Below are 19,976 nucleotides of genomic sequence, written 5' to 3'. Positions count from 1 at the left end.
GTCGTCGGGTCCGGCTCCTGGAGGTCTCGATGACTGACAGCCGGAGCTTCGCGAGTTCGTCGCTGCCTCGGCATCTGGTGCGCGGTGCGGTCGGTTTCGGGGCGTTGATCGGCTCGGTGGCGCTCATCCCGATGGTCGGGCCGCTCGGCTTGCTGCTCGCCCCCGTGGGGGTGCTCGCCTTTCGCGGGTGCCCGACCTGCTGGGCGATCGGCCTGGCGCAGACGATCTCACGAGGGCGAATACAGCGGACGTGCTCGGACGACGGATGCAAGGTGAAGGTGGCCGAACGTCGCCGGCGGAGGGCCTGAAGGTCATCTGGCACGTCGGCCGAGCACCCCCGGCACGCGGCACCGGGGGGACGAGTTGACCTCAAGTCTGCTTGGGGTTCTAGCGTGGTGTCATCCCGATCCCGCCCACCATCGGAAGGGATGACGATGCGGATCACCACCAGCCTGCCTGAGACCGATTCCGGCCTCCCCGCCATCGCGATGGCTCGCCACCTGGAAACCCTCGGGTACGACGCCGTCGGGATGCCGGATCTGCTCATCGGCGACGGCACGCCAGGATTCGACCCCGCCCTCGTCCTGGCTGCCGTCGCGGCCGCGACCAGCCGGATCAAGCTGGAATTCGGGGTGCTCACCCTGCCGCTCCGCCCCACGGCCTGGGTCGCGGCGCAGATCCAGACACTCCAGCATCTGTCCGGTGGCCGTGTCGTGCTCGGCGTCGGCATCGGCGGCTTCCCCGGCTCGCCGTTCTGGCGCGCGGCCGGCGGAGCGCCGCAAGGAGAGCGGGGCCGCCGTACCGATGCCGTGCTGGAGCTCCTGCCGCGCCTCATTCGGGGCGAACCGGCCGAGGTGCTGGCAGGCGAGAAGGTCGTCCTGGCCCCGGCCGCCCCGGTCCCACCCATCCTGGTGGGAGGGAACTCCGAGGCCGCGATGCGCCGCGCCGTGCTGTACGGGGACGGCTGGGCGCCCTCACTCATCAGCCCGCAGAATCTGGCGGGGAAGGCGGCGCGGTTGCGGGAAATCGCCGAGGAGCTCGAGCGGCCGGTCCCCTCGATCTCCGTGGGCGGTCACGCCTTCCTCGCGAACGACTCCGCGGCCGCCGTGGAGTCCTTCGTCCGCTCCCTGGTCGACGTGCACCGGATGTCACCCGATGAGGCGGCGAGCGTCCCGGTGACCGGCGATCCCGCGCAGGTGGCCGAGCGCCTGGCCGCGTACGGGGACGCTGGAGCCGACGCGGTCGGGCTCGGCCTCGACGGTGGCGATTGGCCCCGGCAGGCCGAACTGCTCGCCGAGGCCAGAGCCCTGGCAGCGCAGGGCGGCGAGAGCGCAGGCTAGCGGGACAGTTCCCAGCGGGCCCCGTGCGGCGTGTCCTCCACCGTGATGCCCGCCGCCGCCAGCTGGTCCCTGATCGCGTCCGCCGCCTCGTAGTCCTTGCGCGCGCGGGCCGCCTTCCGCTGCTCCAGCGCCACCGCCACCAGCGCGTCCACCACCGGCGCCAGGTCCGACCCGGCTCCCCGCCACTGCGGCGAGCGCGGGTCGAGGCCGAGGACGTCCAGCATGTTCTGTGTCTCGGCCAGCAGCCGGGCCACGGCCTCCTTGTCGCCCCGCGAGAGCGCCACGTTGCCCTCGCGCACCACCTCGTGCACGACCGCGAGCGCCTGGGGCGTGCCCAAGTCGTCGTTGAGCGCGTCCGCGAACGCCTGCGGCAGCGGCGCGTGCGCGTCCACGTCGTGGATCACCTCGGCGGCACGGGTCACGAACCCCTCGATGCGCTGGTATGCGGCCGCCGCCTCCAGCAGCGCCTCCTCCGAGTAATCGATCGAGGAGCGGTAATGCGGCGCCGCCAGGTAGTAGCGAAGCTCCACGGGGCGCACTTTCTGCACCATCTCGGGAATCAGCAGCGAATTGCCGAGCGACTTGCTCATCTTCTCGGCGCCGATCTTGAGCATGCCGTTGTGCATCCAATAGCGCGCGAACCCGTCGCCGGCCGCTTGGGACTGGGCGATCTCGTTTTCGTGGTGCGGGAAGATCAGGTCGATCCCGCCCCCGTGGATGTCGAACGTCGGCCCGAGGTATTTCGTCGCCATGGCCGAGCACTCCAGGTGCCAGCCAGGGCGCCCGGGACCCCAGGGGGTCGGCCAGGTCGGCTCGCCCGGCTTCTCGCCCTTCCACAGGGCGAAGTCGCGCGGGTCGCGCTTGCACGACTCGTCGTCGGTGTCGGCCGCGGCCCGCATGTTGTCCAGTTTCTGGTTGGAGAGCGAGCCGTAGCGGTCGGCGTAGGACTGCACGCCGAAGTAGACGTCACCGCCTGAGGCGTAGGCGTGGCCGCGGTCGATGAGCCGCTGCATCAGCGTGATCATCTCGGGCACGTGCCCCGTGGCGCGCGGCTCGACGGTCGGCGGCAGGCAGCCCAGCGTGTCGTACGCCCACGTGAAGGCCCGCTGGTTGCGCTCGGCCACCACGAACCAGGGCACGCTCTCCTCGGCCGCCACTCTGATGATCTTGTCGTCGATGTCCGTGACGTTTCGGCAGAACGTCACGTCATAACCGGAACGCGTCATCCAGCGCCGGAGCACGTCGAAATTCACACCTGAGCGGATGTGCCCGATGTGCGGAGGAGCCTGCACGGTCGCACCACACAGGTAAATCGACGCCCGGCCGGCTTCGACCGGAACGAATTCACGGATGGCGCGCGTGCTGGTGTCGTAGATGTGCAGGCTCACGAAGGAAAGGCTAACGCCTCCTCGGCGTTAGCACGTCGATAAATCAGCCCCGCACCGTGACCCTGTCCGGCCGGATCCGGACAATCAACCGCTCCGTGCCCGGCTTGTCCTCCCATGACAGCCCCCGGTACTTCTGCGAGAGCTCCTCGATGAGGGCGCCCTCGGGATCGGGGGTCATGGCCACCGACCCGCGCACCTCCACATACCTGTACGGGTCGTCCGGGTCGATGACCAGCAGGCTCGCCCGCGGATCGCGCTCGAAGTTACGCGGCTTCCTGCGCCCCTTGACGGTCGAGAAGATCACGTCGTCGCCGTCCGTCCGCACCCACACGACCGTCGACTGCGGCCCGCCGTCGGGGTTGATGCTCGTCACGGTCGCGTAGTTCGGAGCGTCCAGGAGTTTGCGTGCTTCTTCGGGCAGCTGGGCCATGTCTCTCCCTTGATCGGTCTTGAGCCCATTCTTCTGTAGGCTCGAAGGCGCCATGGACGTGACTCCCCCCTCTACGCTCCGTCGCCTGGGCATCGCCCTGGCGGGGCTCGCAGTCGCCGCCCTGACCGGGGCCGCTTGCGCGCTCTCCTTCGACGACCTGCGCACACTCGCCGTCACCGGCGAGGCGACGCAGGATCTCGCCTTCCTCTATCCGGCGGCGTTCGACGCGCTCCTCGTGGTCGCGCTGATCGGCGTGTTGCTGCTGCGCTCGGCCCGGCTGCTGGTACGGGTGCAGGCGGCGATCGTGCTGGTCCTGCTCATCGTGGCCGCGGCGGCGGCGGACGTCGCCACGGCGGTGAGGTTCGTTTTCGACGTGCGGCAGGCGGCCGTGGGCGTGGCCCTGGCTCCCTGGGTCATGCTGGCCGTCGCCCTGTGGTTGTGGCTGTTGATGATCAAGCACGTGCAGGCGCATCGGGGCGTTGGAGAGGACGAGGAGGACGACGGCACGGGGCAATCGGACATCGTGCCCTTCCACCGCGGCCGACCGGCCGAGATGCCGCCCCCGCTGGTCACCGAGGCGCCTGCGCCCGTGATGGAGCCCACCCCACTTGTCGGCCCCACCGCAGCCCCGGAGAGCCCGCCGGCGCCCGCCCAGGAACGCACGGCGGTCTCGGCTGAGGAGCGGCCGCCGGTTTCGGCGCGGGTGACCGAATGGCCCGCCCAGGAGCAGGTCCACGAGCCGATCCCTGAGCCCGCTCAGGAGCAGGTCCACGAGCCCGTCCCTGAGCCCGCTCAGGAGCAGGCCCACGAACCCGCTCAGGAGCAGGCCCACGAGCCCGTCCAGGGCCAGCAGCTGTCCTGGGCGACCGCCGAGCCCGTCCAGGACGGCGACGAGGAGCCCGCCCCAGAACCCGAGACCCGCCCGGTCCGCTGGGGTGACCGCGTCAAGCCGGCCGATGTCCTCGTCCACCCGCGCCCGGATGACAGGGACGCCGACACGCAGCCGCACCTGATCGTTGAGGACGGGGAGGTTCCCGACCTGGGGCACGGCCCGGAACTCGCCGAATCCGACGAGCTCCAGACCGCGAGCCAGGTCGGCGAGCTCCAGACGGCGGATCAGGTCGATGAGCTCCAGACGGCGGATCAGGTCGCCGATCAGCAGGCGGTCGACGAAACCGACGCCGCCGCGCGGCGCGAGGACGAGTTAGAGGACACCGCGCCGCATCCGGTGATCCACGACGACACCCCGGCCCCTTCAGGCCGCCTACGCAGCAGTCCGCGCCCGCCAGAGGACTGACGGAGAAGGCCCGCCCGGAAGCACATCTTCAGGGCGGGCCGATGTATCTCGCCTAGGCGCTGGTCCCCCGTCGGAGCCCGGCGACCAGGCCGACGCCGACCACCGCCAGCACCACCTGCATCACCAGTTCGATCCAGTCGATGCCCGGCGTTGTCTGCACGCCCAACACCTGTGCGAGCAGCGTGCCCACGAGGGCGGCCACGATGCCGACGACGATGGTGAGGATCCACCCGATGGCCTGCCTGCCGGGAAGCAGCAGGCGACCGATTGCGCCAATCACGGCGCCAATCACAATGGCGCCAAGGATGGACTGGATTGTCATGACATGAAACCTCCCCGTGAGAGTGAGCGGTTCACTCTCACGGGGATGCGCTACCCGATCTACGGCGATTATGCGCCGCCTTTGCGTACGAGCAGGTTAGGTGGGTGTTCCACGGGTTCGTCCGGTGCGCCCCATGCCCATTCTGGTCACGAGGAGCACACCGACGACCGCCAGCGCGAGCTGGAGTATGTGCTCGATCCAGTCGATCCCGCGCGTATCGGCCAAGCCGAACGCGTGCGCTATCAGCGTGCCGATCAGCGCGGCCACGATGCCGACGATCAGAGTCAGGCCGATCGACATGCCTTGCTTGCCGGGCACTATCAGCCGGGCAAGCGCACCGACGATGGCGCCGATGACCAGTGCGGAAACAATCGCGCCGATCATGTGTTGCTCCCCCCGAAGACGTTCACATGTCGTGGGGAGACCTACCCGCCCAACAGGACAAACAACCCAAAGGGGAAGGCGGCGGTCCGTACCGCGCCAGTGACGAACCGCCGCCTTCGCATGAGGCGGGCTAGGCGACGACCCGCCAGGACACCCTCACGTATCCCACCAGGAAGACGCCCCGCTAGGCGGAAAGGTTGACCACCAACGCGGTCGCGATGGCCGCGATGCCCTCTCCACGCCCGGTCAGCCCGAGCCCGTCGGTCGTGGTGGCGGAGACGCTCACAGGCGCCCCCACGGCGGCGCTGAGCGCCTTCTCGGCCTCCGCGCGGCGCGGCGCCAGCTTGGGCCGGTTGCCGATCACTTGGATGGCCACGTTGCCGATTTCGTAGCCCGCGGCGCGTACGTGGCGGGCGGTCTCCTCGAGCAGCGCAGCGCCCGAGGCACCGGCCCAGCGCGGGTCGGCGGTGCCGAACAGCAGGCCTAGATCGCCCAGCCCGGCGGCAGACAGCAGCGCATCGCATGCGGCGTGCGCGGCGGCGTCGCCGTCGGAATGGCCGGCCAGCCCGATCTCACCGGGCCAGTGCAGGCCGGCAAGGTTGAGCTCTCGCTCCGAAGCGCCTGAACTGAACGGGTGGACGTCGACTCCGACGCCCACCCGTGGAAGTTTCGCGCTCAGGAGTTGAGAACCTCGTCAAGCAGGGCCTCAGCCTTGTCCTCATTGGTCTTCTCGGCCAGGGCAAGCTCACTGACCAGGATCTGCCGCGCCTTGGCGAGCATACGCTTCTCGCCCGCGGAAAGACCGCGCTCGCGATCCCTCCGCCACAGGTCCCGAACCACCTCGGCGACCTTGTTCACATCACCCGACGCGAGCTTCTCCAGATTGGCCTTGTAACGACGAGACCAGTTGGTCGGCTCTTCCGTGTGCGGCATCCTGAGGACGTCGAAAACCCGCTCAAGGCCTTCCTGGCCGACAACATCGCGCACACCGACGAGTTCTGCGTTTTCAGCTGGCACCTGGACGGTAAGGTCGCCCTTGTCGACCTTGAGCACCAAGTAGGTCTTTTCCTCACCCTTGATGGATCGCTTGGTGATTGCTTCGATCCGAGCAGCCCCATGGTGGGGGTAGACGACAGTGTCGCCGACCTGGAAAGTCATGTGACAAGTACCCCTTCCGCTGTACTCCACAGTACCACGCATCCACAGGCTCCCGGAACAGTGAAATCCTCATAACTGCAGGTCAAGGCCGCATATTAGGGCTTGACAAACGGTCAAGACTATGAATCTCCATTCCGGACATAGCGAATGACCTGCGGGGGTGTGGATATGACCATGGATTCGGGCGGATATGGTGGGCGCTGCCCTACACGCACGCGCAAGACCAAGGAGAACCCGCCCGTGACCAGCCGTCGCTGGATTGCCGTAGCCGCCGCGTTCTTGGCAGCCCCCGTGCTCGCCGGCTGCGGGGCCGGATTCAACGCCACCACCAACGCGCCCTACGCCCCCAACGAGGCCCAGGCCTTGATCGAGAAGGGCGCTTACGGCACTCGCGGCATTCAGATCCCGCAGGCGTTCATCCTCGGCCCGGACGCGGGCGCCCAGATTCCCTGGCGCGGCTCCGCCCCGATCTACCTCAACATCCTCAACACGGCCGGCACCCCGGACACCCTGCAGGCCGTCTCCGCGGGGAGCATGGGCACGGTGAAGGTCACGGCCCCGATCCAGCTGCCGAGCAACCAGCTCGTGAACACCGGCAAGCCGAGCCCGCAGCTCATGCTCGAAGCAATCCCCAAGAGCCTTAGGGGCGGCGAGAGCATCAAGCTGGACCTCCAGTTCGCCAACGCCGGCACGGTGTCCATGAACGTGCCTGTGGTCACGCGTAGCCGCGAATTCGCGGCCTACCCCCCGGCCCCGGGCGCCACCCCGGCTCCCACGCCCAGCCCGACGCCGTCAGCGCACGCCGAAGAATCTCACTAAACATGACAAAACCTTTGTTCCGGTACGACAAACGCGTACCGGAACAAAGGTTTGATCATTCCTCGACTGCGTCGAACTTGTAGCCCAGACCGCGCACGGTCAGGATGCAACGCGGGTTGGACGGGTCGGACTCGATCTTGGCGCGCAGCCGCTTGACGTGAACGTCCAGCGTCTTGGTGTCGCCCACATAGTCGGCGCCCCAGACGCGGTCGATGAGCTGGCCGCGGGTGAGCACCCGGCCGGCGTTGCGCAGCAGGACCTCCAGCAGCTCGAACTCCTTCAGCGGCAGCTGCACCTGCTCCCCGCGCACGGCCACGACGTGCCGGTCGACGTCCATGCGGACGGGGCCGACGGCCAGCACCGCGGTCTCCAGCTCCTCCGGCATGTCGCCCTGGCGGCGGAGCACCGCGCGGATGCGGGCGACCAGCTCACGCGAAGAGAACGGCTTGGTGACGTAGTCGTCGGCGCCCAGCTCGAGACCCACAACCTTGTCGATCTCGCTGTCCTTGGCCGTCAGCATGATGACCGGCACCTTGGAGCGCTGCCGGAGGGAACGGCAGACCTCCGTGCCGGGCAAACCCGGCAGCATCAGGTCGAGCAGCACCAGATCCGCGCCGTTGCGGTCGAACGTGTCGAGCGCCTCGGGCCCGGTCGCCGCGACCGATACCTCGAAGCCCTCCTTACGCAGCATGTAGGACAGGGCGTCGGAGAAGGACTCCTCATCTTCGACGACGAGCACTCGGGTCATTTGGCTGTCTCCAGGGGAATCGAGGGTGGTACGGCCACCGCCGTGCCGCCGAAGGCAGGCAGGCGGAGCGTGAAGGTGGAGCCGGACCCTTCCTTGCTCCATACGGACACCTCGCCGGCATGCGCCGCGGCGACGTGCTTGACGATAGCGAGACCGAGCCCCGTGCCGCCGGTGGCCCGGGATCTGGCCGCGTCGACGCGGAAGAAGCGCTCGAAGATGCGTTCCAGCGCCTCCTCGGGGATGCCGATGCCCTGATCGCTGACGCTGATCTCCACGGACTCGTTCGCGGGGCGGACGCTGACCACGACTCTCGTGTGCTCGGGGCTGTAGGCGACGGCGTTGTCGATGAGGTTGCGCAGCGCGGTGACCAGCAGCTCGTCGTCGCCCCAGATGCGCAGTCCCTCGGTGCCGCCGGAGACGAGCGTGATGTCCTTGGCGACCGCTTTGGTGTTGCAGTGGTCGATGGCGTCGTGAACGGCCTCGTCGATCGAGACCTGACCCGGGGTGGGGATGGGCTCGGCCCCCTGGATCCTGCTGAGCGTGATCAGGTCCTGGACGAGGTAGTTGAGCCGGGCCGCCTCGTGCTGCATGCGCCCGGCGAAGCGGGTGACCGCCTCGGGGTCGTCGGCGGCGTCCTGGATGGTCTCGGCCAGCAGGCTCAGCGCGCCGACCGGGGTCTTGAGCTCGTGGCTGACGTTGGCGACGAAGTCGCGGCGCACCGCCTCGACCCGGCGCCGCTCGGTCTGGTCCTCGGCGAGCACCAGGACCTGGCCGTAGGTGCCGAGTGGCGCCACACGTACCGCGAAGTTGGTGGTTTCCTGGCCGAATTTGTGCCCGGCGACGTCGATCTCGCTCTCGCGGATCTCGCCGTCCCGGCGTACCTGGCGGGCCAGCGCGAGCAGTTCGGCGGCCATCAACCGATCGCCCTTGACCAGGCCGAACGCCCGCGCCGCCGAGCTGGCGCGCAACACGCGGTCGTGCGCGTCGAGCACCACGGCGGACGAGGGGAGCACCGCGAGCACGGAGGCCACGCCCTGCGGCAGCGCCGCGCCGGTCTCCACGGTCTCGGTTTCGGTGGTACGGCTCGGAGCCTCGATCTGGTTTCGGTAGAACAGGACCGCCAGGGCGCCCACGACGAACCCGGCCAGGGCTACGAAGCTCATGGCCAACTCACTCATGTCTCCGATGGTAGGTGGCCTTTCCCCAGGGACAGACCCCCTCATCAGGGGATGAACGTCCCTTTCCTGGAAAGTTCATTTAGCTGTAGAGGTTCGTTCATCGAACGACACATACGGTGAACCCCATGCGCGACGTCTATCATGAAGAACTCGATGGGCTGACGGACAAGCTGGTCGAGATGACCAGGCTCGTCCGCTCGGCCATCTCCCGCGCCACCACGGCCCTCCTCGACCCCGACCTGCCGCTCGCCGAGAGCGTGATTTCGCGGGACGACGAGGTGAACGCAACGTTCGCGGAGATCGAGTCGACGATCTTCGACCTGATGGCTCGGCAGCAACCGGTCGCGGTCGACCTGCGCACCATGATCACGGCACTGCGCATGGGCACCGACCTGGAGCGCATGGGCGACCTGGCCGTGCACGTCGCCAAGGTGGCCCGGCTGCGCCACCCCGAATCGGCGGTCCCCCTGGAGATGCGCTCCACGATCCTCGAGATGGGCCAGATCGCGGAGAACATCGTCACCAAGGCCGGCAGTTGCGTGGCCGCGCGGGACGTCGAGTCGGCGCTGGAGCTGCCGCAGGACGACGACGCGATGGACCGGCTGCACAGCAAGTTGTTCCGGCTCCTGCTGGCGAAGGACTGGCAGCACGGCGTGGAGCCGGCCATCGACATCACGCTGATCGGGCGCTATTACGAGCGCTACGCCGATCACGCGGTACGGGTCGCGCAGGACGTCGTCTACCTGGTGACGGGCACCCGGCCGACCTGATTTCCGCGAGTCGCGACGATTTGGGCCGGTGCCGGGAGTCCTACCTTCGACGACCCCGAAGGGAAGGACGACCGGCCATGGCCACCACGCACACCCTCGACGTACCCGGCGCGCATCTCCACTACGAGGTGCGCGGCACGGGCCCGCTGCTCTTCGTCATCGGATCACCGATGGACGCCGCGGCGTTCACACCGTTCGCCGACGCGCTCGCGGGCGACCACACCGTGGTCACCCTCGACCCGCGGGGCATCTCGGGCAGCACGCTCGACGACCCCGAGCAGGACTCCACGCCGGAGCTGCGGGCCGACGACGTCGCCGCGATCATGGACGCGCTCGGGGCGGAGACCGCCGACGTGTTCGGCAGCAGCGGCGGCGCGGTGACCGGGCTCGCGCTGGTCGAGCGGCATCCGCGGCGGGTGCGGACGCTGCTCGCGCACGAGCCTCCCGTCCTCGAGCTGCTTCCCGACGCCGCCGAACGGCGGGCCGGGACCGAGGACATCATCGAGACCTACCAGCGGGAGGGGGTCGGGGCGGCGTGGATGAAGTTCATGATCACCGCGGGCTTCGACCTGGAGGCCGAGGGGGCGCCCGACGCGCCGCAGGAGCCGACGCCGCAGGATCTGGCCAACAGCGCCCGCTTCTTCCTGCACGAGCTGCGCGGCACCACCCGCTACGTGCCCGACGTCACGGCGCTGACGGGCGGCCCGGCTCGGGTCGTGGTCGGGGTGGGGGTGGAGTCCGGCAATCTGGTCACGTACCGGACGTCGGTGGCGCTGGCCGAGCTGCTCGGCACGCCGCCTGTGGAGTTCCCTAGCGATCACGGCGGGTTCCTGGAGCGGCCGGTGGAGTGCGCGGACGTGCTGCGGAAGGTGCTGGCGGGCTGAGCGACGGCTTCGGCGGCGGCCCGGTCCGCGGGCACGCCGCCGAAGCCGCGACTACCTTCAACGGCCCTGGTTGGCCACGGCCTCGATGGCGGCCTTGGCGGCCTCCGCGTCCAGGTATTCGCCGCCGCGCCGCAGCGGCCGGAACTCGGCGTCCAGCTCGTAGAGCAGCGGGATCCCCGTCGGGATGTTGAGCCCGGCGATGTCCTCGTCGCTGATGTCGTCCAGGTGCTTGACCAGGGCGCGCAGCGAGTTGCCGTGCGCCGCCACCAGGACGGTCCGCCCCGCCGCCAGGTCCGGCACGATCTCGTCGTACCAGTACGGCAACATGCGGTCGACCACGTCCTTCAGGCACTCCGTCCGCGGCCTGAGCTCCGGCGGCAGGAGGGCGTAGCGGGGGTCGCCGGCCTGGGAGTATTCGTCGTCGTCGGCGATCGGGGGCGGCGGCACGTCATACGAACGGCGCCACAACATGAACTGCTCGTCCCCGAACTCCTCGCGGGTCTGCGCCTTGTTCTTGCCCTGCAGCGCACCGTAGTGGCGCTCGTTGAGCCGCCAGCTGCGCTTGACCGGCAGCCAGAGCAGGTCGGCCTCCGCCTGCGCCAGCTGGGCCGTCTGGATCGCCCTGGTCAGGAGGCTGGTGTGGACGATGTCCGGGCGCAGCCCCGCCTCCAGGAGGAGCTTGCCGCCGCGGCGGGCCTCGTCCTCGCCCTTGGCCGAGAGGCTCACATCCACCCAACCGGTGAACAGCCCCTTAGCGTTCCAGTCACTCTCGCCGTGCCGTAGCAGCACCAAAGTCGCCATGCGCCCAATCCTACGGATTCGGCTCAGCGGTCGGGGTCGGCGAAGCGGGCGAACGCCTGCAGGTTGGCCAGCGACTCGCCCCGCTTGGCCCGCCACGCCCACTCCCGCCTGATCGAGGAGGCGAAACCCAGCTCCAGCGCCCGGTCGAACCAGTCGTCGGAGTACGTCAGCACGCAGCCGAGCAGCCGGTCCACCTCCTCCTCGCTGACGGCGGACAGCGGCACCCTGCCCACGAGGTAGACGTCACCGACGGGGTCGAGCGAGAAGTGCACCCCGTACATGGAGCCGTTCTTCTCCAGCAGCCAGCGGTAGAACTCGGCGTGGTTCTCGTCGGGCTGGCGGCAGAAGAACGCCTCCACGTGGAGCACCCGCTCCCCCACGATCAGCCAGGTCATGGTGGCGAGCTTGTGCTGGCCCGGGAGTTTGACGAGGAACGCCCCCGGCCGCGGCTCGTCATAGGAGACGTCCGCGGCCTTGAGCGCGGCTTCGACGACATCGCGCATAGAAGTGCACGCTACAGATTGACGGCCACAGGCGTCTTGTGCAGGTTCGCGATGGCGCCCGCGTACACCTCCACCAGCCGCGACGCGGTGGCCTGCCAGCCGAAGGCGGCGGCGTGGGTGCGCGCGCCGCGCGAGAGCTGGTCGCGCCAGTGCGGGGCGGTGACGAAGCTGCGGAGGGCCTGGGCCCATTCGGCGGGGTCGTGGCCGTCCACGAGCAGGCCGGAGACGCCGTCCCTGACGGCGGTGCGCAGGCCGCCGACGGCGGCCGCGGCCACGGGTGTGCCGCAGGCCTGGGACTCCAGCGCGACGAGGCCGAACGACTCGCTGTAGGAGGGCACGACGGTGACGGAGGCCGCCCGGTACCAGTCGGCCAGCTCGTGCTGGGCGGCCGGGGGCACGAGGCGTACGACGTCGGAGATGCCCAGCTCGGTGGCCAGCTCGGTGAGGATGGACGGCCGGGCCAGGCCGTTGCCCGACGGGCCGCCGACGCAGGCGATCACCAGGCGCTCCCGCAGCGACGGGTCCTCGATGAGCATCCTGGAGGCGGCGCGCAGCAGCACGTCGGGGGCCTTGAGCGGCTGGATGCGGCCCACGAACAGCAACACGTGCGCGCCCAGCGGCAGGCCGAGCCGGTCCCTGGCGGCGGCCTGCGAGCCGGGGCGGAAGACGGTGAGGTTGACGCCGGGGTTGACGACGGCGACGCGATCCTCCGCGGCCCCGTACAGGTCGATCAGCTCCTGGGCCTCGTCGGCGGTGTTGGCCACGAGGCGGTCGGCGATCTCCACGACCTGTTCCTCGCCGACCACGCGGGCCTGCGGCTCCGGCTTGTCGTCGGCGGCGAGCAGAAGGTTCTTGACCTTGGCCATGGTGTGCATGGTGTGCACGAGCGGCACGCCCCAGCGTTCCTTGGCCAGCCAGCCGACCTGGCCGGACAGCCAGTAGTGGGAGTGGATAACGTCGTAGCGGCCGGGGTCGTACATGGCCTCGGTGCGCAGCACCTCCGACAGGAAGGCGCACAGCTGCCCGGGCAGGTCGGCGCGGTCCATCTCCTCGTACGGCCCGGCGGTCAGGTGCCTGACGAGGACGCCGGGGGCGAGCTCGGCCACAGGTGGCAGGTCGCGCGCGGTCGCCCGGGTGAAGATCTCCACTTCCACGCCCAGCTGCGCCAGCAGCTTGGCGGATTCGACGATGTACACGTTCATGCCCCCGGCGTCGCCCGTTCCGGGCTGGTCCAAGGGCGATGTGTGCATGCTGATGGTCGCGACCCGGCTGACCCGTCGCCTCACTCGACACCACCTCCAAGAGCGTTACAACCATGGAAATTTTTCCGACATTCCCGACAGACGGTCATAGTGGGTCGACGAGTGGTGAGAGATGCCCCGCTGCGAGGGCGAGCCGGGCGGGGGCTGGCAGGATGAGGTCCATGCGGAAAACGGCTGTGGTGACCGGGGCGAGCAGCGGAATCGGCGAGGCGACGGCCCGCCGGCTCGCCGCCGAGGGCTATGAGGTGGTGGCGGGCGCGCGGCGGCGCGAGCGCCTGGACAAGCTGGCCGGGGAAGAGCCGCTGATCAGGGCGGTGACGCTCGACGTGACCTCGCAGGAGTCGGTGGACGCGCTGGCGGCCTCGCTCGATCGCTGCGACGTGCTGGTCAACAACGCCGGCGGCGCGCTCGGGCTGGAGCCGGTCGCGGGCGGGCGGCTGGAGGACTGGCAGCAGATGTACGACGTCAACGTGCTCGGCTCGCTGCGCATGACCCAGGCCTTCGTGCCCAAACTCATCGAGTCGGGCGACGGCGTGCTGGTGATGCTGACCTCGACGGCGGGTCTGGTGTCGTACGAGGGCGGGGGCGGCTACTGCGCGGCGAAGCACGCCCAGACGTCGATGACCGAGACGCTGCGCCTGGAGCTGGTCGGGCAGCCGGTGCGGGTCGTGGAGATCGCGCCGGGCATGGTGAAGAGCGAGGGCTTCGCGGTCACCAGGTTCCGCGGGGACGAGGAGGCCGCGGCCCGCGTCTACCAGGGCGTGCCGGACCCGCTGAGCTCGGACGACGTGGCCGACGCCATCGCGTGGTGCGTGACCAGGCCGTCCCACGTGAACATCGACCGCCTGATCATCCGTCCCCGCGCCCAGGCGGCCCAGCACCGGGTGCACCGCGTCACGTGAGCAAGCCCGTCGGCGCCGTCACCAGGGGGACGACCGCCCACAACCGGCTGCGGCGCTGCGATCGCTGGATCGCGGTGGTGCACGGGCGGCGGCTGCGAGCGGTCGATCGGCCGCTGGTGGTGGACCTGGGCTACGGGGCCTCGCATGCCACGACGCTGGAGCTGTTCACCCGGCTGCGCCGGGTCTCGCCCGGGGTCGAGGTGGTGGGGATCGAGATCGACCCTGCCAGGGTTGCGCTGGCGAAGCCGTACGAGCGGGAGGGGCTGAGCTTCCGGCTCGGCGGCTTCGAGCTGCCCGTGTCCCGGCCACCGGTTCTGGTCCGGGCGTTCAACGTGCTACGCCAATACTCCGAGGCGGAGGCCTGGCACTACTGGGACGTGCTGCGCGGCCGGCTGGCCCCGTACGGCGTGCTGGTCGAGGGGACGTCGTCGGAGAACGGGCGGCGGGCGGTGTGGGTGGGACTGTCGTCCCGGGGGCCCGAGACGATCACGTTCTCGGCCCGGTTCGACGCCTTCGAACGGCCCTCCGACCTGGCCGACCGGCTGCCGAAGACGCTCATTCACCGAAACGTCCCCGGTGAGCGGATCCATACGTTCCTGCGCGACTTCGACCGCGCGTGGGCGGTCAGCGCGCCGTATGGCGCGCATGGGGCGCGGCAGCGGTGGCTGGCCGCCGTGCAGGTGCTGGCCGGCTCCTGGCCGGTGCCCGCGCGGCCGCCGCTGGGCGGTGCGGCCAGGTGGCGGCTCGGCGAGCTGACGCTGCCCTGGTCGGCGGTGGACCCCCGCGGCTAGAGCCGCGACTCGAACACGTCGTACGCCGAGCGATCGAACAGCACGAACCTGACATCCTCGACCGACGTGTCCGCCTGCCGCACCGCGTCCAGCGCGATGCGGGCCGCGTCGTCCATGGGCCAGCCATAGAGGCCGGTCGAGATCGCGGGAAAAGCCACCGACCTGGCCCCGAGCTCGTCGGCCACGCGCAGCGACTCGACGTAGCACGAGGCCAGCAACTCCGACCGGTCCTCCGACTTGGCATGGACAGGACCGACCGTGTGGATCACCCACCGTGCCGGGAGCCGCCCAGCCGTGGTCGCCACGGCCTGCCCCGTCGGCAATCCCTTGCCGTAGTGGGAGGCGCGCAGCTTCCTGCACTCCTCAAGGATCTCCGGGCCGCCGCGGCGGTGGATGGCGCCGTCCACGCCCCCGCCGCCCATGAGCGAGGAGTTCGCGGCGTTGACGATGGCGTCCACCCGCTGCTCGGTGATGTCGCCCTGGACCAGCGTGATATCCATCTCACCAGCATCCCGGATGTCAGCTCGACAGGTTGTAGAGCTACCCTGAAGGGCGTGAAGGGTCTTGGCGAACTCGAGCGCAGCATCATGGACATCCTCTGGGCGGAGCACACGGCGTTGACCGCCCGCGAGGTCGGCAGGCTCATTGCCGACCGCGACCTTGCCCCCACGACGGTCATGACCGTGCTCGACCGCCTTACCCGCAAGGGATTCCTGGAGCGGACGCGCGACGGCCGCGCATGGAGATATCAGCCGGCGGAAAGCCGTGACGCATACGTCGCCGAGCTTATGCTGGAAGCCTTGGACCTGACGGGCGACCGCTCGGCCGCCCTCACCCGCTTCGCCCAGGCCGTGTCAGGACCGGAGGCGGAGATCCTGCGCAGAGCCCTCACGGAGCTGGAGGAAGAGTGATCACGGCAGCGGCGCTGGCAGCGCTCGCCACGGCGTGCGCGGTCGGCTCCTGGCGTTTCACGACGGCCCGGTGGACCTCACGCGCGCCCCGGCTGGCCATCATTCTCTGGCAGTCCCTGGGCGTGGCCTGGGGCCTGGCCACGACCGGCGCCATGCTGGCGTATGCGGTCCAGCCCTATGGCCTGGGCGTGTTGCCCGGGCTCATCGCGTTCGCGCGCGGCGAGAGGCCGCTCGCTCCCTGGGACGCGCTGCACGTGCTGGCCATGATCGCGGGCATCACCGCGCTCGCGGTGCTGGTCGCCGTGCTGCTCACGGCCGGGGTGCAGGCCCTCCGGGCGCGGCGGCGGCACCGCATGCTGCTCGCGTTGATCGCCCATGACGACCCCGCCATGCCGGGGGTGCGGGTGCTCGACCACCCGAGCGCGGCGGCCTACTGCGTGCCGGGGCTGCGTTCGCAGGTCGTGGTCAGCGAAGGCGCGCGCAAGCTGCTGTCGCAGGACGAGCTGGCGGCCGTGCTGGCGCACGAGGTCGCGCACGTACGGGAGCGCCACGACCTGGTGCTGCTGCCGTTCGCCGCGCTGCGCAGGGCGCTGCCCTGGTCGAAGGTCGTGGCCGACGCGCAGGCGCAGGTGGAGCTGCTCATCGAGATGGCCGCCGACGACCGCGCCCGGCGCTACTGCTCGCCGCGCCGGCTGGCCACGGCGCTGCTCAGGTTCGGCACGGCCGGGGCCATGCCGACCCCGCACGGCATGCTGGGCCTGCACGCCCACAACGTCATGGCGCGAGTGGATCGCCTGGTCAAGCCGGGTCCCGAGCTGGCCGTATCGGTGCGTTACGGGTACATCACGCTCTCTGTGATATTGGTCACCGCTGCTCCGTTCCTGTGGATTATCCAGCTCTGACTGCTTGCTCCTGTTAACCACCGTGTTTGCAATTGCAAGCACCGCGAGGCAGACTAGAGCCATGGCACTACCCAAAGTCGGCTCGATCGGTGAATACATCCGCGAGCAGCGGCAGCAGGCGAAGATCTCCCTGCGCCAGCTCGCCGAGGCGGCTGGGGTCTCCAATCCCTACCTCAGCCAGATCGAGCGCGGGCTGCGCAAGCCGAGCGCGGAGATCCTCAACCAGATCGCCAAGGGTCTGCGCATCTCCTCGCAGGCGCTCTACGTGCAGGCGGGCCTCATCGAGGACCGCGAACCGCCGAGCGACGTGATCTCTGCCATCAGGGCCGACACCAATCTCACCGAGCGGCAACGCCAGGTGCTGATCGACATTTACGAGTCGTTCCGCAAAGAGAAGCGCGCCGAGGATGAGCAAACCTCCCAGAACGCTCACCCTCGGCACGACTCCGGACCGGACGACGATGAGCCGCTGCCCGAGGAGTTTCTCGCCGCACTTGAGCCCTATGCGGCGACCTCACGCAACGGCAATGTCACCCAGGAAACCAAGGAAGGTTAACCCATGACGCTCGCCACTGAGGTCAAGAAGCTCACCGAGTCCAAGCCGTTCTACGCGGTCGCCGGCGCCGGCGACTACGCCGTGGAAAAGCTGCGCGAGCTGCCCGAGCAGCTGCGCAAGCTCCAGTCCCGCCGCTATGACCTGGTCTCGGAGCTGCCCGAGCGCACCCGCGCGTACGCCGACAAGGCCGAGGGCTTCGCCAGAGACCTGCCCGAGAAGGCCCGCGAATACGCCGACCAGCTGGGCCACAGGGCCACCGAGGTCTACGAGGACTTCGCCACGCGCGGCCGCAAGGTCGTCAGCAAGGCGTCCGGCGAGGCCGCGCTCGAGCTGGAAGAGGTGTCGGAGGCCGCCCAGCCGCCCGTCGCCGAGCCGGCCAAGAAGACGCGCACGACGACCCGCACCACTCGCACGACTCGCACGACGAAGGCCTGATATGACGGCAAGGCCCGCATCCCCGGTGGAAGCGGGCCTTTTCGCTTCGGGGTGCCCGGTTGACCGGGCCGCCTATTAGGCTGGGGCCGATTTCATCGCGGCGTTGGGCGGAGCCAACAACATGAATCTGATCAACGGAGTCTTCAACCTTCTCTTCCTGGTGCTCGCCGCCGTCATCTTCGGTATGTCGGTCTATGCACTGGTGCACGCGCTGCGGGTGCCGAAGAACGCGTTCATCTCGGCGGGCAAGCTGAAGAAGGAGCTTTGGCTGCTCATCACGGCGCTGGCGACGCTGTTCTCCGGCGCGGGTGCGTGGAGCTACCTCCTTGCCTTCCTGGCCGTCGGCACCGTCCAGTTCATCGGCATCGGCCTCGGGCTGTTCTCGATCCTGGCCGTCATCGCCGCCACCGTCTACATCGTCGACGTCAAGCCCGCCGTCAAGGGCATGGGCCGGGGCAACAGCGGCCCGTACGGCCCGTGGTGATGGCTAGGCTTTCTGCATGACCTACGACCTCCACGGACGTACGCACCGGCTGGAACTGGCGGACCAGACCCTCCGGGACTTCGAGGCCGTCGTGCTGGACGCCACCCCCGAGGGCATCGTGCTCAACAAGTCGGCGTTCTATCCCGGGGGCGGCGGCCAGCCGGCCGACCACGGCGTGCTGATCTGGCAGGGCGTGGAGACGCGCGTCGTCGGGGTGCGCAAAGGGGACGATCTCTGCCTGATCCCAGCTGAGGGCGACCCGATCCCGCCCGTGGGCACCGTGGTGACGGGGGCGGTGGCCGACGCGCGCCGCTCGGCCCTGATGCGCACGCACTCCGGACTGCACGTGTTGTGCGGGGTGGTGTTCAGGGACTACGGCTGTCTGGTCACGGGCGGCAACATGGACGAGCTCAGCGCCCGGATGGACTTCAACCTGCCCGAGGTGCCTGCGGGCTTCAAGGAGGCCGTGGAGGACGCCTGCAACGCCGAGATCGTCGCCGACCGGCGCATCGACGTGAAGGTGCTGCCCCGCGCGGAGGCGTTCGCCATCCCCGACATCATCCGCACGGCCACCAACCTGGTGCCGGAGACCGTCCAGGACGTGCGCATCGTCGACATCGTCGGCCTCGACACCCAGGCGGATGGCGGCACCCACGTGGCCTCGACCAAGCAGATCGGCCACATCAAGGTGGCCAAGATCGAGAGCAAGGGGCGCGGCTTCCGGCGCTTGCGCATCCAGATCTCCGACTAGCGCCGTCGCCCGCGTTCCTCCGCCGCGAACAGCGGCTAACCGATCATCTTGGCGAAGCCGTCGAGGAGCCGGCCGAGGCCGAACTCGAAGAGCCGGTCGAGGTCGAGATCGAAGTCACCCAGCTCGGCCATGAGCTCGGTGAAGGCGGGGTAGCCGCCTGACTGGCTGATCGCGCGCATCCGATCGTCCTGCCCGCTCAGCCACTCCTCGTCGGTGAGGCCAGTGGCGGCCCGTGCCCGGCGCTCCAGCTCGAGGTTGGCGCCGATGCCCTGGACGTGGCTGTAGAGCAGGATGTGCAGGTTCATCTTGGTCGTGGCGTCCAGGTGGGTGCCCGCCAGCGCCGCCATGACCCACTCGGTGTGCTTGATCAGACCTGCTGAGGGCAGCGGCCGGAACAGCGAGGTGATCCCGGCCATCCACGGATGCGCCCGGTAGGCGGCCCACTGCAGGCGCGCGGTCGTCTCGAACGCGGCCCACCAGCCGGGCGGCCGCTCGGCGGGCAGCGGGAAGTCTTCGATCGCGGCGTCGACCATCAGCAGGATCAGGTCGTCCTTGCTGCCGACATGGCGGTAGAGGGACATGGTGGCCATGCCGAGCCGGTCGGCGATCGCCCGCATGGTCACGTCGGGGAGCCCTTCGGCGTCGGCGAGCTCGATGGCCGCCCGTACGATGCGCTCCCGCGTCCCCTCAGATCCAGAAATTTCCGGACGCCGGGCCGCCCGCCCCTCGCGCCGCTCCGCCACGACCGTCCCCACCCGGGGCTCGGCGACCACGACGCCCTCCTGCGCCAGCACCGCCAGCGCCTTGGCGGCGGTGGCCAGCGCGACCCCCCAGTCCCTGGCGAGCTGCCTGGTGGACGGCACCCGGTCTCCGGGCCGGAGCCTGCCATCCGCGACGCGCCGCTTGATGTCGCCCGCGATCCGCGCGTAGGGCGGAGTGTCCATCTGACCTCCTGTACTA

At 69.5% G+C, this 19,976-nt stretch carries 27 protein-coding genes; 14 read left to right on the top strand and 13 right to left on the bottom strand.

Annotated elements, in window-relative coordinates:
- Positions 1-29: 29 nt before the first annotated feature.
- Positions 30-308: a hypothetical protein gene (locus tag Q9G87_RS05255; RefSeq protein WP_305915013.1), complete on the top strand. Its 279-nt coding sequence runs from the start codon at positions 30-32 to the stop codon at positions 306-308.
- 120 nt (positions 309-428) lie between these two features.
- Positions 429-1,340 carry an LLM class flavin-dependent oxidoreductase gene (locus Q9G87_RS05250; RefSeq protein ID WP_305915012.1) on the top strand — a complete coding sequence of 304 codons (912 nt, stop codon included), beginning with the start codon at positions 429-431 and terminating at the stop codon, positions 1,338-1,340.
- On the opposite strand, the gene cysS is transcribed toward Q9G87_RS05250, so the two are convergent.
- Positions 1,337-2,728 carry a cysteine--tRNA ligase gene (gene cysS, locus Q9G87_RS05245; protein ID WP_305915011.1) on the bottom strand — a complete coding sequence of 464 codons (1,392 nt, stop codon included), beginning with the start codon at positions 2,726-2,728 and terminating at the stop codon, positions 1,337-1,339. The two genes, Q9G87_RS05250 and cysS, sit on opposite strands and share 4 nt — an antisense overlap.
- A 43-nt stretch (positions 2,729-2,771) precedes the next feature.
- The gene (locus tag Q9G87_RS05240; protein WP_305915010.1) at positions 2,772-3,158 is read right to left on the bottom strand and encodes a PPOX class F420-dependent oxidoreductase; all 387 of its coding nucleotides are present in this window, start codon (positions 3,156-3,158) and stop codon (positions 2,772-2,774) included.
- Between the two features lie 58 nt (positions 3,159-3,216).
- Between Q9G87_RS05240 and Q9G87_RS05235 the strand changes: the two genes are divergently transcribed.
- Positions 3,217-4,455: a DUF2637 domain-containing protein gene (locus Q9G87_RS05235; RefSeq protein WP_305915009.1), complete on the top strand. Its 1,239-nt coding sequence runs from the start codon at positions 3,217-3,219 to the stop codon at positions 4,453-4,455.
- Positions 4,456-4,507: 52 nt separating this feature from the next.
- Here Q9G87_RS05235 and Q9G87_RS05230 read toward each other — a convergent pair whose 3' ends face one another.
- The 4 genes from Q9G87_RS05230 to Q9G87_RS05215 all read right to left on the bottom strand — a co-directional run bounded on the left by Q9G87_RS05230 (position 4,508) and on the right by Q9G87_RS05215 (position 6,319).
- Positions 4,508-4,777, bottom strand: coding sequence for a GlsB/YeaQ/YmgE family stress response membrane protein (locus tag Q9G87_RS05230; protein ID WP_305915008.1), 270 nt, complete (start codon positions 4,775-4,777; stop codon positions 4,508-4,510).
- Between the two features lie 96 nt (positions 4,778-4,873).
- Positions 4,874-5,161: a GlsB/YeaQ/YmgE family stress response membrane protein gene (locus Q9G87_RS05225; protein WP_305915007.1), complete on the bottom strand. Its 288-nt coding sequence runs from the start codon at positions 5,159-5,161 to the stop codon at positions 4,874-4,876.
- 184 nt (positions 5,162-5,345) lie between these two features.
- Positions 5,346-5,819, bottom strand: coding sequence for a 2-C-methyl-D-erythritol 2,4-cyclodiphosphate synthase (ispF, locus tag Q9G87_RS05220; RefSeq protein WP_305915006.1), 474 nt, complete (start codon positions 5,817-5,819; stop codon positions 5,346-5,348).
- A 17-nt stretch (positions 5,820-5,836) separates the two neighbouring features.
- Complete coding sequence (locus Q9G87_RS05215) at positions 5,837-6,319, bottom strand: CarD family transcriptional regulator (RefSeq protein ID WP_043624891.1); 483 nt, start codon at positions 6,317-6,319, stop codon at positions 5,837-5,839.
- 240 nt (positions 6,320-6,559) lie between these two features.
- Between Q9G87_RS05215 and Q9G87_RS05210 the strand changes: the two genes are divergently transcribed.
- Positions 6,560-7,138 carry a copper chaperone PCu(A)C gene (locus Q9G87_RS05210; RefSeq protein ID WP_305915005.1) on the top strand — a complete coding sequence of 193 codons (579 nt, stop codon included), beginning with the start codon at positions 6,560-6,562 and terminating at the stop codon, positions 7,136-7,138.
- A gap of 55 nt (positions 7,139-7,193) precedes the next feature.
- On the opposite strand, the gene Q9G87_RS05205 is transcribed toward Q9G87_RS05210, so the two are convergent.
- Positions 7,194-7,886: a response regulator transcription factor gene (locus Q9G87_RS05205; protein WP_305915004.1), complete on the bottom strand. Its 693-nt coding sequence runs from the start codon at positions 7,884-7,886 to the stop codon at positions 7,194-7,196.
- Entirely contained in the window at positions 7,883-9,064 is a 1,182-nt protein-coding gene (locus Q9G87_RS05200) for a sensor histidine kinase (RefSeq protein WP_305915003.1), read from the bottom strand. The genes Q9G87_RS05205 and Q9G87_RS05200 overlap by 4 nt, the downstream gene beginning before the upstream one ends.
- A gap of 125 nt (positions 9,065-9,189) precedes the next feature.
- Here Q9G87_RS05200 and phoU point away from each other — a divergent pair, with 125 nt between their 5' ends.
- Positions 9,190-9,834, top strand: coding sequence for a phosphate signaling complex protein PhoU (gene phoU, locus Q9G87_RS05195; protein ID WP_305915002.1), 645 nt, complete (start codon positions 9,190-9,192; stop codon positions 9,832-9,834).
- Positions 9,835-9,911: 77 nt separating this feature from the next.
- Positions 9,912-10,718 (top strand): alpha/beta fold hydrolase, encoded by an 807-nt coding sequence (locus tag Q9G87_RS05190; protein ID WP_305915001.1) that lies wholly within the window; start codon positions 9,912-9,914, stop codon positions 10,716-10,718.
- A 57-nt stretch (positions 10,719-10,775) separates the two neighbouring features.
- On the opposite strand, the gene Q9G87_RS05185 is transcribed toward Q9G87_RS05190, so the two are convergent.
- Genes Q9G87_RS05185 through mshA form a run of 3 tightly spaced genes read right to left on the bottom strand, consistent with a single transcriptional unit; the run spans position 10,776 to position 13,272 of the window.
- Positions 10,776-11,519 carry a phosphoglyceromutase gene (locus Q9G87_RS05185; RefSeq protein ID WP_305915000.1) on the bottom strand — a complete coding sequence of 248 codons (744 nt, stop codon included), beginning with the start codon at positions 11,517-11,519 and terminating at the stop codon, positions 10,776-10,778.
- A 23-nt stretch (positions 11,520-11,542) separates the two neighbouring features.
- Positions 11,543-12,022 carry a type III secretion system chaperone family protein gene (locus Q9G87_RS05180; RefSeq protein ID WP_305914999.1) on the bottom strand — a complete coding sequence of 160 codons (480 nt, stop codon included), beginning with the start codon at positions 12,020-12,022 and terminating at the stop codon, positions 11,543-11,545.
- Between the two features lie 11 nt (positions 12,023-12,033).
- Entirely contained in the window at positions 12,034-13,272 is a 1,239-nt protein-coding gene (gene mshA, locus Q9G87_RS05175; protein ID WP_371825735.1) for a D-inositol-3-phosphate glycosyltransferase, read from the bottom strand.
- Positions 13,273-13,445: 173 nt separating this feature from the next.
- On the opposite strand from mshA, the gene Q9G87_RS05170 reads away from it, so the two are divergent.
- On the top strand, positions 13,446-14,186 hold the full coding sequence (locus Q9G87_RS05170; protein ID WP_305914997.1) for an SDR family NAD(P)-dependent oxidoreductase: 741 nt from the start codon (positions 13,446-13,448) through the stop codon (positions 14,184-14,186).
- Positions 14,183-14,977, top strand: a complete 795-nt coding sequence (locus Q9G87_RS05165) for a class I SAM-dependent methyltransferase (RefSeq protein ID WP_305914996.1) — start codon at positions 14,183-14,185, stop codon at positions 14,975-14,977. The genes Q9G87_RS05170 and Q9G87_RS05165 overlap by 4 nt, the downstream gene beginning before the upstream one ends.
- On the opposite strand, the gene Q9G87_RS05160 is transcribed toward Q9G87_RS05165, so the two are convergent.
- Positions 14,974-15,477, bottom strand: coding sequence for an O-acetyl-ADP-ribose deacetylase (locus tag Q9G87_RS05160; protein WP_305914995.1), 504 nt, complete (start codon positions 15,475-15,477; stop codon positions 14,974-14,976). The two genes, Q9G87_RS05165 and Q9G87_RS05160, sit on opposite strands and share 4 nt — an antisense overlap.
- Before the next feature lie 54 nt (positions 15,478-15,531).
- On the opposite strand from Q9G87_RS05160, the gene Q9G87_RS05155 reads away from it, so the two are divergent.
- From Q9G87_RS05155 to Q9G87_RS05130, 6 genes are all read left to right on the top strand, one after another.
- Complete coding sequence (locus tag Q9G87_RS05155) at positions 15,532-15,888, top strand: BlaI/MecI/CopY family transcriptional regulator (RefSeq protein WP_305914994.1); 357 nt, start codon at positions 15,532-15,534, stop codon at positions 15,886-15,888.
- Positions 15,885-16,790: a M56 family metallopeptidase gene (locus Q9G87_RS05150; RefSeq protein WP_305914993.1), complete on the top strand. Its 906-nt coding sequence runs from the start codon at positions 15,885-15,887 to the stop codon at positions 16,788-16,790. Before Q9G87_RS05155 ends, Q9G87_RS05150 begins: the two co-directional genes overlap by 4 nt.
- Positions 16,791-16,851: 61 nt before the next feature.
- Positions 16,852-17,346: a helix-turn-helix domain-containing protein gene (locus Q9G87_RS05145; protein WP_305914992.1), complete on the top strand. Its 495-nt coding sequence runs from the start codon at positions 16,852-16,854 to the stop codon at positions 17,344-17,346.
- Between the two features lie 3 nt (positions 17,347-17,349).
- Positions 17,350-17,781, top strand: coding sequence for a hypothetical protein (locus Q9G87_RS05140; protein WP_305914991.1), 432 nt, complete (start codon positions 17,350-17,352; stop codon positions 17,779-17,781).
- Positions 17,782-17,902: 121 nt separating this feature from the next.
- Positions 17,903-18,265, top strand: a complete 363-nt coding sequence (locus Q9G87_RS05135; RefSeq protein ID WP_305914990.1) for a DUF2516 family protein — start codon at positions 17,903-17,905, stop codon at positions 18,263-18,265.
- Between the two features lie 16 nt (positions 18,266-18,281).
- Complete coding sequence (locus Q9G87_RS05130; RefSeq protein ID WP_305914989.1) at positions 18,282-19,016, top strand: alanyl-tRNA editing protein; 735 nt, start codon at positions 18,282-18,284, stop codon at positions 19,014-19,016.
- A gap of 35 nt (positions 19,017-19,051) precedes the next feature.
- On the opposite strand, the gene Q9G87_RS05125 is transcribed toward Q9G87_RS05130, so the two are convergent.
- Positions 19,052-19,960: a GntR family transcriptional regulator gene (locus Q9G87_RS05125; RefSeq protein WP_305914988.1), complete on the bottom strand. Its 909-nt coding sequence runs from the start codon at positions 19,958-19,960 to the stop codon at positions 19,052-19,054.
- Positions 19,961-19,976: the final 16 nt, after the last annotated feature.

The organism is Nonomuraea turcica, assembly GCF_030718205.1.
Lineage (GTDB): Bacteria > Actinomycetota > Actinomycetes > Streptosporangiales > Streptosporangiaceae > Nonomuraea.
The sequence above is the reverse complement of the archived record's forward strand: the minus strand, read 5'-3'. Positions and strand labels throughout refer to the sequence as shown.